The sequence below is a fragment of the Streptomyces aurantiaciflavus genome, from assembly GCF_049808595.1.
GTDB lineage: Bacteria > Actinomycetota > Actinomycetes > Streptomycetales > Streptomycetaceae > Streptomyces.
In genome coordinates, this window is the sequence record NZ_JBNCAQ010000038.1 from 27898 (window position 1) to 43577 (window position 15680).

At 71.3% G+C, this 15680-nt stretch carries 13 protein-coding genes; 7 read left to right on the forward strand and 6 right to left on the reverse strand.

What is annotated here, in order from left to right:
* Positions 1 to 82: 82 nt before the first annotated feature.
* On the forward strand, positions 83 to 1693 hold the full coding sequence (locus tag ACPT94_RS34315) for a beta-N-acetylhexosaminidase (protein WP_425247670.1): 1611 nt from the start codon (positions 83 to 85) through the stop codon (positions 1691 to 1693).
* A 188-nt stretch (positions 1694 to 1881) separates the two neighbouring features.
* The gene (locus tag ACPT94_RS34320; protein ID WP_425247633.1) at positions 1882 to 2448 is read left to right on the forward strand and encodes a hypothetical protein; all 567 of its coding nucleotides are present in this window, start codon (positions 1882 to 1884) and stop codon (positions 2446 to 2448) included.
* Between the two features lie 65 nt (positions 2449 to 2513).
* On the opposite strand, the gene ACPT94_RS34325 is transcribed toward ACPT94_RS34320, so the two are convergent.
* A complete protein-coding gene (locus ACPT94_RS34325; protein WP_360334924.1) occupies positions 2514 to 3008 on the reverse strand; it encodes a DUF1877 family protein in 495 nt (164 codons plus the stop codon).
* A 225-nt stretch (positions 3009 to 3233) separates the two neighbouring features.
* On the opposite strand from ACPT94_RS34325, the gene ACPT94_RS34330 reads away from it, so the two are divergent.
* Complete coding sequence (locus ACPT94_RS34330; RefSeq protein ID WP_360335212.1) at positions 3234 to 3590, forward strand: hypothetical protein; 357 nt, start codon at positions 3234 to 3236, stop codon at positions 3588 to 3590.
* Entirely contained in the window at positions 3587 to 4111 is a 525-nt protein-coding gene (locus ACPT94_RS34335) for an RDD family protein (protein ID WP_360334922.1), read from the forward strand. The genes ACPT94_RS34330 and ACPT94_RS34335 overlap by 4 nt, the downstream gene beginning before the upstream one ends.
* Positions 4112 to 4178: 67 nt before the next feature.
* Here the strand turns inward: ACPT94_RS34335 and ACPT94_RS34340 are convergent, their stop codons facing one another.
* Positions 4179 to 6869 (reverse strand): FG-GAP-like repeat-containing protein, encoded by a 2691-nt coding sequence (locus tag ACPT94_RS34340; protein WP_425247634.1) that lies wholly within the window; start codon positions 6867 to 6869, stop codon positions 4179 to 4181.
* Positions 6870 to 7691: 822 nt separating this feature from the next.
* Here ACPT94_RS34340 and ACPT94_RS34345 point away from each other — a divergent pair.
* Positions 7692 to 9644, forward strand: coding sequence for a hypothetical protein (locus tag ACPT94_RS34345; protein WP_425247635.1), 1953 nt, complete (start codon positions 7692 to 7694; stop codon positions 9642 to 9644).
* Entirely contained in the window at positions 9641 to 10492 is an 852-nt protein-coding gene (locus ACPT94_RS34350) for a hypothetical protein (protein WP_425247636.1), read from the forward strand. The genes ACPT94_RS34345 and ACPT94_RS34350 overlap by 4 nt, the downstream gene beginning before the upstream one ends.
* A 34-nt stretch (positions 10493 to 10526) precedes the next feature.
* Here ACPT94_RS34350 and ACPT94_RS34355 read toward each other — a convergent pair whose 3' ends face one another.
* Together ACPT94_RS34355 and ACPT94_RS34360 are read right to left on the reverse strand one after the other, a co-directional pair.
* Positions 10527 to 10922, reverse strand: a complete 396-nt coding sequence (locus tag ACPT94_RS34355) for a YcxB family protein (protein WP_425247637.1) — start codon at positions 10920 to 10922, stop codon at positions 10527 to 10529.
* 59 nt (positions 10923 to 10981) lie between these two features.
* On the reverse strand, positions 10982 to 11521 hold the full coding sequence (locus tag ACPT94_RS34360; protein WP_425247638.1) for a YcxB family protein: 540 nt from the start codon (positions 11519 to 11521) through the stop codon (positions 10982 to 10984).
* A 251-nt stretch (positions 11522 to 11772) separates the two neighbouring features.
* On the opposite strand from ACPT94_RS34360, the gene ACPT94_RS34365 reads away from it, so the two are divergent.
* Entirely contained in the window at positions 11773 to 13074 is a 1302-nt protein-coding gene (locus ACPT94_RS34365; RefSeq protein ID WP_425247639.1) for a hypothetical protein, read from the forward strand.
* Here the strand turns inward: ACPT94_RS34365 and ACPT94_RS34370 are convergent.
* Positions 13058 to 14893, reverse strand: coding sequence for an asparagine synthase-related protein (locus ACPT94_RS34370; RefSeq protein ID WP_425247640.1), 1836 nt, complete (start codon positions 14891 to 14893; stop codon positions 13058 to 13060). The genes ACPT94_RS34365 and ACPT94_RS34370 overlap by 17 nt on opposite strands.
* A gap of 1 nt (position 14894) precedes the next feature.
* Positions 14895 to 15254 (reverse strand): lasso peptide biosynthesis B2 protein, encoded by a 360-nt coding sequence (locus ACPT94_RS34375; RefSeq protein ID WP_425247641.1) that lies wholly within the window; start codon positions 15252 to 15254, stop codon positions 14895 to 14897.
* Positions 15255 to 15680: the final 426 nt, after the last annotated feature.

The following is a 15680-nucleotide window of genomic DNA, read 5'->3' on the forward strand; positions in this document are numbered from 1 at the left end:
GGTTGGCTGGGTGAGCAGGCACAGGCACCGGCGCCGGGCGCCGGAGAGGAACCCGCAGGGAAAGGTGGTGCGGCGGGCCCTGCTGGCCGGCGGTCTCGTCGTCGTTCTCGGGGCAGGTGTGGGGGTGTGGGCCTCCGACGACGGCGACAGCCGGGCGCCGGCGGGGTCGGCCGCGGCGCGGCGGACCAGCGAGGCCGCGTCCGCACCGCAACGCGGCGAGCAGGCCGGGACCGGGACGGCGGCCACTCCCACGCCCACGCGGTCGTACGCCCTCTCGCAGGCCCCGCAGACCATTCCGGCCGTCCGCGCGCACACCCCGGCACGTGGTCCGGGGTGGCGGCCGGCCGGCGGGCACAGGGTGGTGGTGAGCGACGCGGACCTCGCCGACGAGGGGCGGCTGATCGCCGGTGAGCTGGGGATGAAGTACGCGGGGGAGCGCAACGACGTACGGGCCGGGGATCTGCGGCTGGCGCTGAACGACGACGAGGGGGCGAATCCGGAGTCGTACACCATGACCGTGCGCGGCGGGCGGGTGACCGTCAGCGGGCCGTCGGACGCGGGGGTGTTCTACGGCACCCGGACGCTGAAGCAGGAGGTGCGCGGCGGGGGTACGGCGCCGGAGGGGGTCGTGCGGGACGAGCCGGCCAAGGCGCAGCGCGGGCTCATGCTGGACATCGCGCGCAAGCACTTCACGGCCGACTGGATCGAGGACCGGATCCGGGAGCTGGGCGACCTGAAGTTCAACCAGCTCGGGCTGCACTTCTCCGACGACCAGGCCTTCCGCATCGAGTCCGACACGCACCCCGAGATCGTCTCCCCGCAGCACCTGACGAAGGCGCAGGTGAAGGGGATCGTCGACCTCGCGGCGAGCCGGCACATCACCGTCGTGCCCGAGATCGACTCGCCCGGGCATCTGGGCGCCGTCCTCGCCGCCCACCCCGAACTGCAGTTGCGCAACGCGCAGGGGGTGCCGACGCGCGGGGCGATCGACATCTCCAAGGACGCCTCCGCGGCCCTCCTGGACGACCTGCTGGACGAGTACGCCGGACTGTTCCCCGGCGGCCAGTGGCATCTCGGCGGCGACGAGTACCAGGCCCTGACGGTCTCCGACCCGGAGGCCTCCTACCCGCAGCTCGCCGCCGCCGCCCGCGAGGCCCACGGCTCCGGAGCGACCGTCGCCGACCTCGCCACCGGCTGGCTCAACGACCGCGCCGACACCGTCCGCGCCCACGACCGCACCATGCGGGCCTGGAACGACGGCTTCTTCCGGGGGACGTCGGTGAAGGCCGCCGACGACCTGGTGGTCGCGTACTGGACGGGCAAGGAGATCGGGGCGCGACCGCCGGCGGAGTACCTGAGCGCGGGGCGCAAGGTCGTCAACTACAACGACGAGTACCTGTACTACGTCCTCGGCGAGCCGCAGACCTTCGTCTACCCGACCGGCCGGCGCATCTACGAGCAGTGGACCCCGCGGGTCCTGCGCGGCACGACGCCCGTCCCGGCCCGGTACGACGGCCAGATCCTCGGCGCGACCTTCGCCGTCTGGTGCGACCTCGCGAACTCCCAGACGCAGGACCAGGTCGCGGCCGGCATCCGGATGCCGCTGCGGGCGACCGTGCAGAAACTGTGGGACCCGGGCCGGCCGACGCTGACCTGGGCGCAGTTCGGGGCGCTGGCGGACCGGCTGGGCTGAGCCGGAACCGGTGGACGCGCGGACCGGGTGAACCGCGGCGCGGGAAGGCGCCGCGGGGGCCGGTGCCGGCCGGTCGCTCATTGGCTGAAAAGCTTGCCCTGTCCGCGCTGTGACACTCCCGGGCTGTCGCACGCAGTAAGGGGAAGCGCGGGCTCCGTAAGGATGGCGCCCTGGACAGGGAGGCGTGAATGAGCCTGGTGGACCTCATAGCACGGGCCGACGAACGTGGGCTGGCCGCGAGCGGGCTGGCTTGTCTGGATCGGTGCGTGCCCCTCCTGGGCGGCGACGACGAGATCCTGCGCCCGCTGTGGGGGAACCTCACGGACGCCTCCGACGCGGCCGACTGGGGCGGGCTGCTGGAGCAGGTGCGCGGCAAGCTCGACGCCGGCGCGGACGTGTCCGGTGAGGACGGCGACGAGGCCGTGCTGCTCGCCCGGCGGATGCTCGAAGCGGCCCCCGCCGAGCGGACCGGCGCCGATCTGCGGATCTGGGCCGACGCCTGCTCGGTCGCCTCGCTCCAGATCCACCGGCTCCTCGACCCCGCCGACGACCCGTCCCCGCTCGACTCCCGCCGCGCGGGCGCCACGGAGGGCATGCCGCCGCTCGTCGCCGCCGAGCTGCGCCGTCAGGTCGCCGTCCTGGAGGTCCTCGCCGGGCACGGCGCGGGCGGACTGCGCCGGGCCCTGGAGGTGTCCACGGAGGGGCGGCGCGTGCTGCGGGCGGTGGTGTCGCGGCGGGCCCGCGGCCGGAAGTGACCCGTCGGCTCACCTGACGGCGACTCGTGTGCGGGCTCCCAAGGAGGGCCCCTGTGCGAGGGCGTCTACGTGCGCAGGCACTTCACCACCGCGTCGCCGTAGCGCGCGGTCGTCGTGTAGAAGGCCGTCAGATCGCGGTGCGCCGAGGCGAACACGGCCCGTGTGCGCGGTTCCTCGGCGGGGCCGCCGTAGCGGGGCAGCAGCTCGGCGCGGGCCGGGCGCCACAGCTCCTCGAAGTCGGCCGCGGCCAGGAACGCGGCCACCCTTGCCGTCTGGGCCGCCGTGAGCAGCAGGAACGGCGGCTGCTTCGGCTCGGTCGCGAACACCCGCTGGCCGCCGAGCACCACATGGGCGCCGGGGCCCGCGTCGGTGTGCTCGGGCAGGGCGTCGGCGTAGAGGAGCTGGTGGTCGCGGTAGTGGTCGTCCAGGACCTCCTCCCGGTGCCGGTCGACCCGGTCCCGCACGGTGGTCTCGTCGTCGGCGAAGAGCCTTCGCAGCCAGTTCGCGCTGTTGCGCAGTGCCGGGGACGGCACGGCACGGAGGTGGAGGTACGCGCTCATCACTGGGGGAGCGCACCGAGCCCCGGAAGTGTCACTCCCGTGTCCCTCGTGCGGGGGAGGTGGGTCGGTCCTGCGCCGGTCCTGGGGAAGGTCCGGAACGCCGGTAATAGAACAAGCACGCGTGACGCTTTTCCCTGTGTGACTGCCTACCCCACGAGCGCGACGCTCCGGCATGCCCAGCCCCAGCAGACGCGGCAGACCCAGCAGGGCCGGCCCCACGCCGCCGTGAAACCCGTGCGATGGGCGGCGGACGCCGTCGCCGTGCTCCGCGAGGGCGCGCGGCTGCACCTCGACCACTCGGCGCAGAGCCTGTGGCGCGTCGACCGGTTCATCGACGACCTGCGCCGCGAGGACACGCCGTACGCGGCCGTGGAGGGCGTGCTGCGCGGGCTCGGGGCGTACGCCGGTGAGGTGATCGTCCGGCAGACCGGCGCCGAGTGGTGGGCGACGGGCGGCGACCACTGGGTCCGCACCCCCGACGGCCGCCTCTGGGACCCGATCGACGAGGCCCGCCGCTGCTTCGCCGGCCACGGCTCCCTGCGCCTGCTGTGCCGGGACGCGATGGGCGGGGGCCGCAGATGACGCGCTCCCGGGCCTCGGCGGGCCCGCGCGTGTCGGCGGTCCTCCCGGAGCCCTCCGGCTACCCGGCGCCTCCGTCCGCCGCCGCCTCGGTGCACGGCGTCCCGGCCGAGCCGCTGCGGCGCGGGGGCGCCGCGGCCGTCGATCTCGCGATCGGCGTCGCTGTGGTCCTCGGCCCGCTGACCGCCCTGGACCGGGTGCTCGGCGCGCTGGACCTCGGCGACGCGTGGCTGGGAGCGGCGGCCGGATGGGCGCTCGCCTTCCTCCTGCTGTACTCCCCGCTGAGCGTGTCGCGGTGGGGCGCCACCCCGGGCAAGCGGCTCCTGGGCGTGGAGGTGGTCCGGGCCGCCGACGGGCAACGGCTCCGGTACGGGGCAGCCGTCGCACGTCACCTGAGCAACCTCTTCGTCAACGCGGTGCCGGTGCTCCTGGTCGTCCACGTCACCGCGATGAGGCTCGGCGACCGGCGGCAGGGGCTGCACGACAAGCTGGTGGGCAGTGTGGTGGTGCTACGGCGCCGCTGACGCCGTGGAACGGGAAGGGCCCCCGTGCGGGAAGCGCGGGGGCCCTGTCCGTGTCCGGTGCCGGAGGCTACGGCGTCAGGAACTGGCCCAGGCGGGCCGCCGCCGGGGTGCCCACGGCCGTTCGGCTCAGGGCCACGCTGTGGGCGTAGTCCAGGCCGGTGCTGCCGCTCGGGAGGTACGTGAGCAGGCCGTTGCCGGTGTCCTCGCCCTCCGCGCCGAAGGTGAGGTCGGCGCGGCCGTAGCCGGAGAGGTCGGTGAGGGTGACCGCCGAGCCGAACTTGTCGCTGGTCTCGGTGGAGCCGGGGATGCCGGAGGTGTCCTGCGAGACACGGATCGAACCGGAGCCGGTGAGGCCGGAGGCGGTGCCCTTGAAGAGATAGCCGTCGCCCGCGTCACCCCGGTTCACGCCGTCGCGGGCCAGGTCCTCGCCGGGGGCGCCGACGAGGGCGTCCGCGAAGCCGTCGGCGTTGAAGTCGCCGACCGAGACCGAGGCGCCGAACAGGTCGCCGGACTCGTTGACCTCGGACACGTAGGCCGTGTCCTGGTGGATCACGGCCATGCCGGTCGTGGTGAAGCCGGTGGCGGTGCCCTGGAGCATCGTCACCTGACCGCCCGACTTGGCGCCGGACTCGACGGCGACCGGCTGGCCGATGACGATGTCGTCGTAGCCGTTGCCGTTGATGTCACCGGCGGCGATCGAGCGGCCGCCCTTGACGGAGATCACGCCGGCCTTGGTCAGGCCGGTCTTCGAGCCGGCGAAGCGGACCACGCGGCCGATGCCGCCGGTGTCGCGGTAGTTGAGGGCGACGTCGGCGTAGCCGTCCCGGTTGAAGTCGCCGGTCGCCGCGTCCAGGTAGGCGACCGCGCCGGTGGCGGCGGTGAGCGTGCCGTACTGGGTGGCGCCGCCGGTCAGCCGGACGTTCCAGTTGCCGCCCCGGCCGGCGCCGGCCGCGAACACGTCGGCCTTGCCGTCGCCGTTGAAGTCGCCGACCGTGACGGCCGAGCCGAGCTTCGCGCCGGCCGCCGTGACGCCCGTGGTGGCGTACGAGAAGCCGGAGTTGAGGGCGGGGCCGTACAGCACGGTGACCGAGCCGCGGTCGGTGCCGGCGCCGTCGTCCTCGCCGGGCGCGCCGATCGCGAGGTCCGCGCGGCCGTCGCCGTTGACGTCGCCCCAGGCGGTCGCGGCGCCGAAGTTGTCACCGGACTCGGTGGCGCCGGGAACGCCCGCGCTGTTCTGGGTGATGGCCAGCCTCTTCGCCGCCGCCGGGCCGGTGAGGCTGCCCGGGACCACCGTCACCGAGTTGGCGCGCGGGGTGCCGGCGACCAGGTCGGCGATGCCGTCCCGGTTGTAGTCGGCGGTGGGCAGGGCGTGCGAGATGCCCGGGGTCTTGGCGAGCGCCCTGATCAGGCCGAGCTTCGGATACAGGTTCTTGCCCGGGCAGGCCGTGGCGTTGGTGTCGCGGTGGCCGAGGACGCGCGGGACGGTGATCGAGGTGCCCTTCTCGACGAGGTTGCCGTCGACGCCCTTGGCGCTGCCGGAGGTCAGCGTGACCGTGCCGGTCGGGTCGATCCCGTACATCCCGAACTTCCACGCGACGATCCGGGCGATCGCGTCGAGGCCGGCCCGGCTCGGGGTGGCCGTCTCGTAGTTGCCGAGGTAGGAGATGCCGACCGTGTTGGTGTTGAAGCCGATGTCGTGGGCGCCGATCACCGGCAGGTCGACGCCGCCGCTGCGGCCCTCGAAGATCTGACCGCACTTGTCGACGACGAAGTTGTAGCCGATGTCGAAGTAGCCCTGGGCGATGTGCGCCTGCTGGATGGAGCGCAGCCGGGCCGCCGACTCGGCGCAGGAGATCGTGTTGTCGCTGCTCACACCGGTGTGGTGGATGACGGCGGCCTTGATCTCCGTGCCGTAGCTCGGTGTGCCGTCGTAGTTCGTGCCGGCGCCCCACTGCGCCTGGGTGATGATCGGCGGCTTCGCCACCGTGGAGGGGCGGGGCGCCGGGACCGTGGCGGTGGGGGAGGGCGAGGCGGAGCCCGAGGGCGAGCCGGAGGCGGACGGCGAGGCGCTGTCGGCGGGGCTCGCGGAGTCGGTCGGCGAGGCCGAGTCCGTCGGCGCGGCGGAGTCGCTCGGCGCGGCGGAGTCGGTGGGCGTGCCGCTGTCGCCCGGCGAGACGGAATCCGACGGCGAGGCGGTGTCCGTGGGATCGGTCGTCCCGTCCGCCACGAAGGCGGCGGGTGTCAGGGCGGACGTACCCGTGCCCTTCGGGTCGGTGCCGGGGTCGATCAGACGGATGTCCATCCCGGTGGGCTGGCCGGCCGCCTCGGTGCCGTCGGCGTTCACCACGCGCACCTCGACGCCGTCGGAGTCACCGGTCCACACCGACTCGGTGGCGCCGCGCAGGGCCACCCGCTCGCCCTCGGCGCCGTCGGCCTGGTTCGGGTCCGGGGGCAGCTTCTGCCAGTCGGACCAGGCGCCGGTCTCCAGGTCCCGGGTGCGGACCTCCGGCGTGCCCTTCGCCCTGGCGCGCTCGTCGTTCCAGGTCACGACGACGGCGCTGAAACGTTCCGTCTCCCGCTGACCCAGTCCCCTGCGGCCACCGCCGTGATCCTTGAGCTTCAACGTGTGCATGGCGGGCTTACGGCCCGCCTCCTTGCCGCCGCCGGCCTGCGTACCCGGATCGGCGATGGCGTACGTGACGACACCGGCGCCGCTCAGCAGGACCGCGCCCACCGTCAGCCAGGCTCGGCGCTTCATGCTCATCGGTCTGTACGCACGCGTGCTGCGTGGACTCAACTACCCCACCCCTAGAAACCGTGCACAAGGACACCGCCTGTCACACAGGCGGCACTCCTACAGCGCTGAGCTGCCCCGGAGTGTCACTCCGCGGGCGGGACGACCGTGGAACGGGTGAGCGGACGTCGAGGCGTCGCACGCACGGAGGCTTTTTTCGGAGAGCCGCGGGAGCCGTGAGAGCACTGCTCGGCGCGTTCGCGCTGGTCGCCGACCTGCTGGTGACGGCGGGCCCGGCCCAGGCGGACCCCGCCCGAGCTGCCCGGCGGCAAGCAGAACTGGGTGGTGTCGGTCGGCGGCCTCGACACGGCGGCGGGCAATGACTACCGCAACTGGGTACGCCTCGGGTACTTGAGCGACCTGCTGACCGACCCCGTGTACAGCACCGAGCGCTACCAGGTCGCGTTGGTCGTGGCCGAGCAGGGCGTCGTGGGCCGCGAGGGCGTGGGCGGCGACGCGGGGACAACCCGGCGGTCCGTGGAAGCGGTGCTCGGGTGCCCAGTGCGTCGTCTCCCAGGTCCGGGCACCCACCACGTCGTCAGCGGCGGCCGGTACGCGGAGGCGGTTGGCAGCCGGGTCGTCCGGTTCCTACAGCGCGGCCGGCACGGTTCTGCAGGGCAGCCGGGGTGGGAGCTGCGTCTGACGCGTGCCTCGCCGCCAGGGCGGCGGCCACCCAGCGGTGCCGCCATTGGTGCTTATGGGTGGCTGCACCGACTCCCCCTGTGACCTGCCGCACATGCGAGCCGTTGGCCACGGCGCGTCAGGCGCCTTTCGTAGGGAGAAGTTGTGCGACGACTCAAGAACGCGGCCGCGGTGACTCTGGTGGGAAGCGCTGTGTTGTTCGCCAGTCTCAAAACCGCTTACGCCCACACCGGGGACGCCGAGGCGCAGGGCGGTGACGGTGTCGCGGTGCAGCAGCAGGACACGGCACAGAACGCCAAGCAGGTCAATCACTGTGAGCAACCGCTCGAATCAGCTGATCTGACGACCATGTTTCCTGAGCTCAACCGGCATGACCAGGCGACGACCACCGGGTGTGGAAACGCCGACCTTTCGAAAAACCGTGGCGGTTTGTCCAGCAGGAACGGTGACGCGAGTGCCCAGGGGGGCGACGCCGCGGCCGGTGACCTGTTCCAGCAGAACACCGCCCAAAGCGCGCAGCAGGCCAACGCCTGCGCCAACCCCGTTGAGGTGCTCAGCGGGGAGGCCACGTCCGACAGCGAGCGGGAAGCACAGTGCCGCAACTTCGACGCGTCACGATCCGAGGGCGCCGCATCCCGAACCAGTACCGCACACGCACAGGGCGGTGACAGCGCGACCGGTGACCTGATCCAGCAGAACACCGCCCAAAGCGCCAAGCAGGCCAACGCCTGCGCCAGCCCCGTCAACTCTGTCAACGCGACGTTCGAGGACTTCTCCTCCAGCTCCGACGTGCACGCCGATACCTCATGCCGCAATGCCGATGTCTCACACAACGGCAGGGGATCCTCTACCGACGCCGGTGCCGTCACAGCCGAAGGCGGTGACCGCCAGTTCGGAGTGATTCAGCAGAACAACGCGCAGAGTGCCAAGCAGGCCAACGCCTGCGCCGACCGCCAAGAGAGCGTGGGCACCAGAAGTCGTATCGATCAGGAGGCGAGTGCTTCCTGCTTGAACGCCGATGCGTCCCGCAACGGAAAGGGATCCTCTGTTTCTTCCGGGGGCGCAACCGCTCAGGGCGGCGATGGGGCATCCCATCAGCAGAACACCGCCCAGAGCGGCAAACAGGCCAACGCCTGCGCCAATCCGCAAGAACTGTTCTCTCCTGCCATCGCCGCTCAGAAGTTCTCGTCAACGTGTGTGAACGCTGATGCGTCCCGCAACGGAAAGGGATCCTCTGTGTCTGCCGGCGGTGCCACCGCTCACGGCGGCGACGGGGTGCTCCTTCAGCAGAACACCGCCCAGAGCGGAAAGCAGCTCAACTCCTGCGAAAATCCACACCAGAACGTCAGGAGCAGTCCGTTCACCGGCTCGTTTGTCGACCGGGAGCGGAGCAGCAGGTGCGTGAACGCTGATGATTCCCACAACGGGAAGGGCTCGTCGTTCACTTCCGGCGGCGCCGCCGCCGAGGGTGGTGGCGGCTCAGTCGGCGACGCCCAGCAGAACACGGCCCAAAGCGGCAGGCAGGCCAATGCCTGCGCCAACCCGCTCCGAGGGCCGGTCCTCGAATCCAGGATCGACGAGACGTCGGACGCGTCGTGCGTGAACAAGGATGGTTCGCGCAACGGGGCGGGCTCATCCACGAGCACGGGGCATGCTCAGGTCGAAGGCGGCGACGCGACAGGAGATCTGACGCAACAGAACACCGCGCAGAGCGCCAAGCAGGCCAACGCCTGCGCCGGCCCCTCACAGACCCTGACCGATTCCGAAGTGACCGATCAGACGCGCACTTCCTGCGTGAACGCCGATTTCTCGCGCAACGGGAAGAAGACCTCGTTCACGACCGGAGACGCCAAGGTCGTGGGTGGCGATGCGGCCGGTGATCTGTTCCAGCAGAACACCGCACAGAGCGGCAAGCAACTGAACTCCTGTGGGAACTCGTCCGAGTTCCTGGACAGCGTCGGGTCCAGTCGTGACTCCAGCGTCCAGTGCGGAAATCTCGATCTTTCCGAAAACGACGGCCCGGGCCACCACCATCACGGCTATGAGGAGCCCGGTTCTGACAAGGGCCGGCATGAAGACCGGCGGGCTCGCCCGTGAAGCACCGGAAAGTCAGGGCGCGCCGAGCGGTGCGGCCCGCGCTGCTCGTGCTGGTCGCCGGGGTGCCGTTGGTCACCTCCAGTGCTCCAGCCAGTGCTCTGGGCGCCGTCGTCTCCATGGCTGGGGAACTCAACACGGTTCAGCAGGGGCAGCAGAACCGGGACTGCGGCAACTCCGCGGATCTAGTCACTGTCAACGTCGCAGGCGACATGGTGCGGCGCGCCCGCTGTGTGGAGGACGACCACCCAGTCGACAGGACCGACAGTGGACACGGCTCGGGGCACGAGCTGCCCACCGTCCTCGGCGGCAACTCGGCAGGGTCGCAGATCAACACGGCTCAGCGGGGCAGGCAGAACCTGCACTGCGGCAACAGCGCGGACACCGTCACCGTCAATCTCCTGGGCACCATCGAGGAGGAGACGGAGTGCAGGGCAACAGCCCCACCCCGTCGGTCCGGCCGGTCCGAAGCCCCCTCGCCGAAGGCGGTATCCGACGATGCCGTCAGGACCGAGGGCGGCGTTTCCGGCGGATCGCAGATCAACACCGCCCAGAGCGGTAGGCAGAACCTGCACTGCGGCAACAGCGCGGACACCGTCACCGTCAACCTGGGCGCCATCCGCAAGAAGGTCACCTGCGTCGCGGAGGACACACCTCACAACGGCGCCCGCTACGACGAGGAACGGCATCGCGTACAGGCCGAGAGCGGAACCTCACCGGTATCGGAATCCAGCACGGCCCAGAACGGCTGGCAGAACGTGCGCTGCGGTAACAAGTCCGACCTGCTCGACCCGCTTGGCAAGACCGAGCGGACCACCGTCTGCCTGAACAAGCTCGAACCACATCACTGACACCGAACCGCCGTGCCGGCGCCTGTCACGTGCGTCACACGCGAGGGGTGTGCTGGTCCAGGACGGCCCGCAGCCGGTCGAGGTCCCCGGCGTCCCGCACTCCCCGCTTGGGCAGGACATCGAGGCACATGATGTTGGGGTCCCGGCTGAGCAGGACGAAGTGGCGGGCCGTCTCCCGGTAACCCTGGAAGACGGACCACTGCTGGACCAGCGTGCTGTGGTCGCTGCGGCAGGTGATCCCGGTCGGGGACACGGTGGCGCGGTAGTCGCCCTGCCATCCGATGAGCCGCTGCACGTGGGCGGCCTGGAGCCGCGGATACCCCCACACCACCAGGACGACGAACAAGAACAGAACGGTCGAGACCACGTCGACACTCCCGCGGCCCACGGTGGAGACCAGCCACTGCCCCATCCACAGTGCGAGGAACACGCTCCTCAGCAGTAGCCCGATCCCTCCCTGGTACGAAACCGCGCGGACCCTACCGAGGCTCAGTGCTCGGGCGGACGGCTGCCGTGGCGGGGCAGGTGGCGGTCGAGGATGCCGCGCAGCCGGTCGGTGTCGTCCTTGGTCATGGCACGCTTCGGCAGATAGTGCCCGACGAGCAGGTACGGCGCGGGTGTCAGCAGGACGAATCCGGCGGCGGACTCCACGTACCCGCCGAGGCTCTTCCAGCCCCGGCGGGTCACCAGGTCCGTGCCGGCGATCCGCACAGCGTCGTCGGAGTCGGCGACGGTCACGGTCCAGGGCCCCAGCGGAGCGCTCATCCTGGCATGCCGCGCGGCCAGGACGCCGGCCCGCAGGACGAGGCCGAACAGACCGCCGAGGACGGTGACCGCCGCGATCAGGACGCTGTCGGTGAGCACCCACGCCGCCACCGCGAGGAGCCCCGGCGGGAGCAGTCCGCGCAGTCGGCCCTTGATCCCCCGGGCCCGCGCGCGTGCGTTCAATGCGTCGGACCAGTCCGGCTGCCCCAGCTCGTATCTCAGCTCGACGACGGCCTCCGCCGCCGCGCTCAGCTCCTCCGCCATGGCCCCTCCCCGGTGCTTGCCCGCTGACGAGCGGTGAGCGTAGTGCAGCTCTCCCGACGTCGAGCAGGGCCCTGGACGCCCAGCACAGGTCACTCGCAGCAGGGCCCTGGACCCCAGGACAGGTCACCCGTCGGAGGCGTCCGGATGGTGAGCCGACGGATCACCACGGACGATGGTGCCTGGGTCCGGCCGCGGTCGCGTCAGCGCCGCCGGCCCAGCGCGTACGGGCTGCGGCGTCAGGAGGTGATCACGTGAGAGCTCCCCTCGGGTCCTACGTCGGCTCGCGCCTGCGGGCGTTACGGATCCCGCCGAGCCCCAGAGGGCCACTGACGGTCATGGTGGGGATCGTGCTGGTCCTCCTGCTGTCGGCGTTCCTGATGGGCCGGTTCGGCGTCGAGAACCTGAGCTGGGCCCTGACCTACACGGGGCGCATCACCGGTGCCGTCCTCATCGCGGCCGCGATCACCACGGTGCTGGGCGCCGCCGCGGTCATGGACCACTGGTACTGGAACGGCTTCGCCTACTCAGGGCTGGTCGCGCTGATCGGCACGGTCGTGGCACTGATGGCCAACGTGATGCTCCTGCTCGAGACATTCGACGGAGATTCCCTGGCCTACCGAGTGCTGTGGGCCCTGCTCACGGCGGGCTGCCTGTGGGCCGCCTTCGCGCTGTGGCGGACATCGGTCGTGATCCCCGCTCCCAAGCGGGTGGCCGCTGCAGTGGTCGTCTCCTCGGCTCTCGCGCTGGCCAACTTCGGCTACCAGAGCCTCTACAAGCCGTACCAGCACGGGGCCAAGCCGGTCATCAAGATGACCGTGGGCGAGCCGATGCTGAGAAAGGACCGCGAGGCGTTCTCGGTGCCGGTCGACATCAAGCTCGAGAACCAGAGCGATCTCGGGTTCTACGTGCTCGGCGCCGAGTTCCACGCCATGGGGGAACGGGTGCTGCTGAGCGCGAGGGACCGGCTCCGCGCGCAGTGGCGTGCCGACGCCGAGCAGTGGGGCAAGTCGCAGTTGGAGACACACCCGCTGTCCCGCAGGGAGATCCACCAGCCCGGCCAGTTGGTGGCGGCGCAACCGTGGATGCCCGTCGGGCACTGGATCGAGGCCAGTGACGAGTTCGTCACCCGAACCGTCGTGGAACTGCCCATCGACACGCCGTACGACCAGTTGGCGTTCTACGCCACCGCGAGCTTCGCGCGCAAGGACCGGCTCGGCCTGGAGAGGGTCTCCCCGAAGGGGAACTCCTGGTCCGGCGGCAAGGTGCCGCAGTGGATGAAGTCGCAGAAGGACATCGACTCCGTCATCTACCGCGGCAGGGTGCGTGAGAACAACGCGATCGCCGAACAGACGAGGGACCCACGCTTCCTCACTGTCTACTGGACATTCGGCCCGCACGGCGCGGACGTTGTCGAGACCATCACGCGGAACGGCGAGGAGGACCACGTCATAAGCGACGCGGAATCCCGCGCGTTGGTGACTCGGTACGGCATCGTCGAGGCCGAGACGGGCCCGTTCGAACGGACGCTGTGGGACATCAAGGCCCCACCATGACCGATGCGGCCGCGCCCCGCTCGCGCCGGCCCAGTCCCTCCAGCCACCCCACCAGGGCGAGAGAACCGTTCACGCGGTCCCAGGAGTGGGCGTCCCCCACGCCGAGCAGCGCCTCCCGCACCGCCCGGCACAGCGTCTCGACGTCGAACATCTCCGCGACCAGGGGATGCCGTGCGGTGCGGCACAGGTCGACGAGTTCCTCGCCGTGTGTGCGCAGGCCGCGGGCGTAGACCTCGTCGAAGGGAACCTTGACCGTCCGGCCGTGGATCCGGGGCGGCAGCAGATCCGCCATGGCCTCCCGCAGCACCGCCTTCGGGCGGCCCGGACGGAACGTGGCCTCGGCGGGGAGGCGGCGCATCGTGGCGATGACCTCCGGATCGAGGAAGGGATGCGAGAGGAAGAAGCCGTTTTGCCGAGCGTGGCGCCAGGACAGCGGGTCGGGAGCGGCGAGGTAGTTGGCCGCGTCGTACAGGGACTGTTCGGGCGCGCGCCCGAAGACGAAGCGGCTCTCCGCGACGCCGGCCTCACGGTAGCCGTGGGCCCGCGCGAATGCGGGTCGCAGCCACGGGGGGCGGGTGAAGGTGCCGAGGCCGCCGAGCACCGTTCCGCGACGGCGGACCAGCGCTGTGACGCGTTCGGCTGCCATCGGAAGGGTCGGCTGTACGACGTAGGCGGAGACGATGTCCCGCACGCCCCGTTCGCTGCCCGCGGCCCAGGCACGTGCCTGCCGCGTCATCCGCCGGAACTGTCCCGTGCGGGCCAGCCCGTGCAGATGGAGCGGGTTGGCGTCCGCGATCGGATCGGCTCCGCAGCCGGTCAGGAGGACGTCACAGCCCAGTTCCGCCGCCACGGCATGAAGCCTGCTCCAGAACGGGGCGCGGAAGGCGTGCGCATGGGGCTCGTCCGGATCTTCCGCGTGGTGCCGGAAGTCGTCGAAGTCGGCCACGTCGTCGACGTCGACCACGACCGGGTGCGCCGCGGGTGCGTGACGGCGGATCTCCTCCATCGCCTCGTCGAGGTACGGCCGCTCCCCGGCCAGTTCTCCCCCGGCGTAGCGCCCGGCGAGCAGGACCAGGTCGCCAGGGTGGCCCGGTCCCCCAGTGAGCAGACGCGCTGCCAGCAACGCGACGCTGGTGGAGTCGGTGCCGCCGGAGACATGGCATGCCGTCGTCTCGCCCATACGGCGCCCGACCGCGTTCTCCAGGGCGAGGCGCAGGTCCTTCGCGGCCTCGCTCAAGCCGTGTCCCTCCGGCACCGGCGGCGACGGGTCGTCAGCCTGACGGGCGTTTGGCGACACTCGACCGCTGTTTCGTGAGACCCGCCCGCGCATCTGCCCGGTGAGCGAGAGCTCCACCACCTCGCCGCCGAGGACGCGGTGCACTCCGGCGAACGGGGTGAGTTCGCAGTGCGGTTGGGCCAGGTTCCCCGTCAGGTACCGGCAGAAGTAGCGACGTTCCAGCTCCGCCGCGTCGCCCAGGCGGCGCGCCGAGGTGCTCACCGCGCCCACTCGGCCACCGGACTCCCTGAAGAACAGGGGGATGCGCGCCTGCTCGTCCCGCATCAGCAGGACGCGGTCGCGACACACCAGGACAGCCGCGTAGTCGCCGGTCGGCACAGGCGGTGGGGCGCCCGGCCGGCCGAAGTCGTCGAGGAGGCGGCGCGCTCCCGCCACACGGTCACGCAACGAGCCGACCCAGCCGACGACCGCCGCCGTGCCGCCCGGTGAGGAGACCGTCGTCACGAGTCCCTGACGCGCCATGGCCTCGGCCACCCAGAGCCTCGGTACGCCCTCGGCCCACTCCAGGCCGAGTGCCTCCACGTCACTGCCCTCCGCCGTCGATCGACAGCACCGGCGCGAACGCGTGCCCGCGCGGATCGGCGTCCGGGATGCACAGGCCGGCCGACGACGTCCAGGCGTGCAGGGCGAACGGGTGCTCGCGCACACCGACGTGCAGCACCGCCTTCAGGCCGCGCCGCCGCAGCAGCACGAAAGCCGTCACGGCCTCCGCCTTGCAGTCGTCGTTCACGAACCAGCTTCTCCGGCTGTGCGCCATCACTGCCCGCTTGAGCCGTGCGACGTCCTCCGCCGAAGGGGGATCCGCCCGGGCGTACTCCGGGGCAGCCAAGGCCAGAAGCCGAAGCGCGCGCCCGAATCCCATCGTCCGGATCAGCAGGTGCACTCCGCGCAGCCACACTCCGACCTCGGTGTCGGAATGCTCCCTCGGGCGAGCCGTGGCACACCCCGCGCGCAGGAGATCGGTGAGCAGTTCCGCGCGTTCCTCAGGGCTCCCGTCAGTGAGCTTCCGGACGTCCGCGGTCGCCATTCCGAGAAAACGGGTCCGCTTCCAGTCCGCGATCAGCGCTCCGCTCGACATTCTGGTGACACGGCAGTGCGGTGACAGGATCCGCGCCATGCCTACCAGGGCATCGGTGTCCTCTGCCACCGCACCATCTCCAGACGCGTGGGGTCAGCCCAGGTATCCGTGACCGTCGTACATGCTGCCGCTGGCGCCCCTGATCAGACGGCCCGTGCCGAGAAGGACGAGCCCACGCGGCATACGACGGCGCAGCAGTCGGAGAAACATTCGCCTACCTCCAGAATCAGG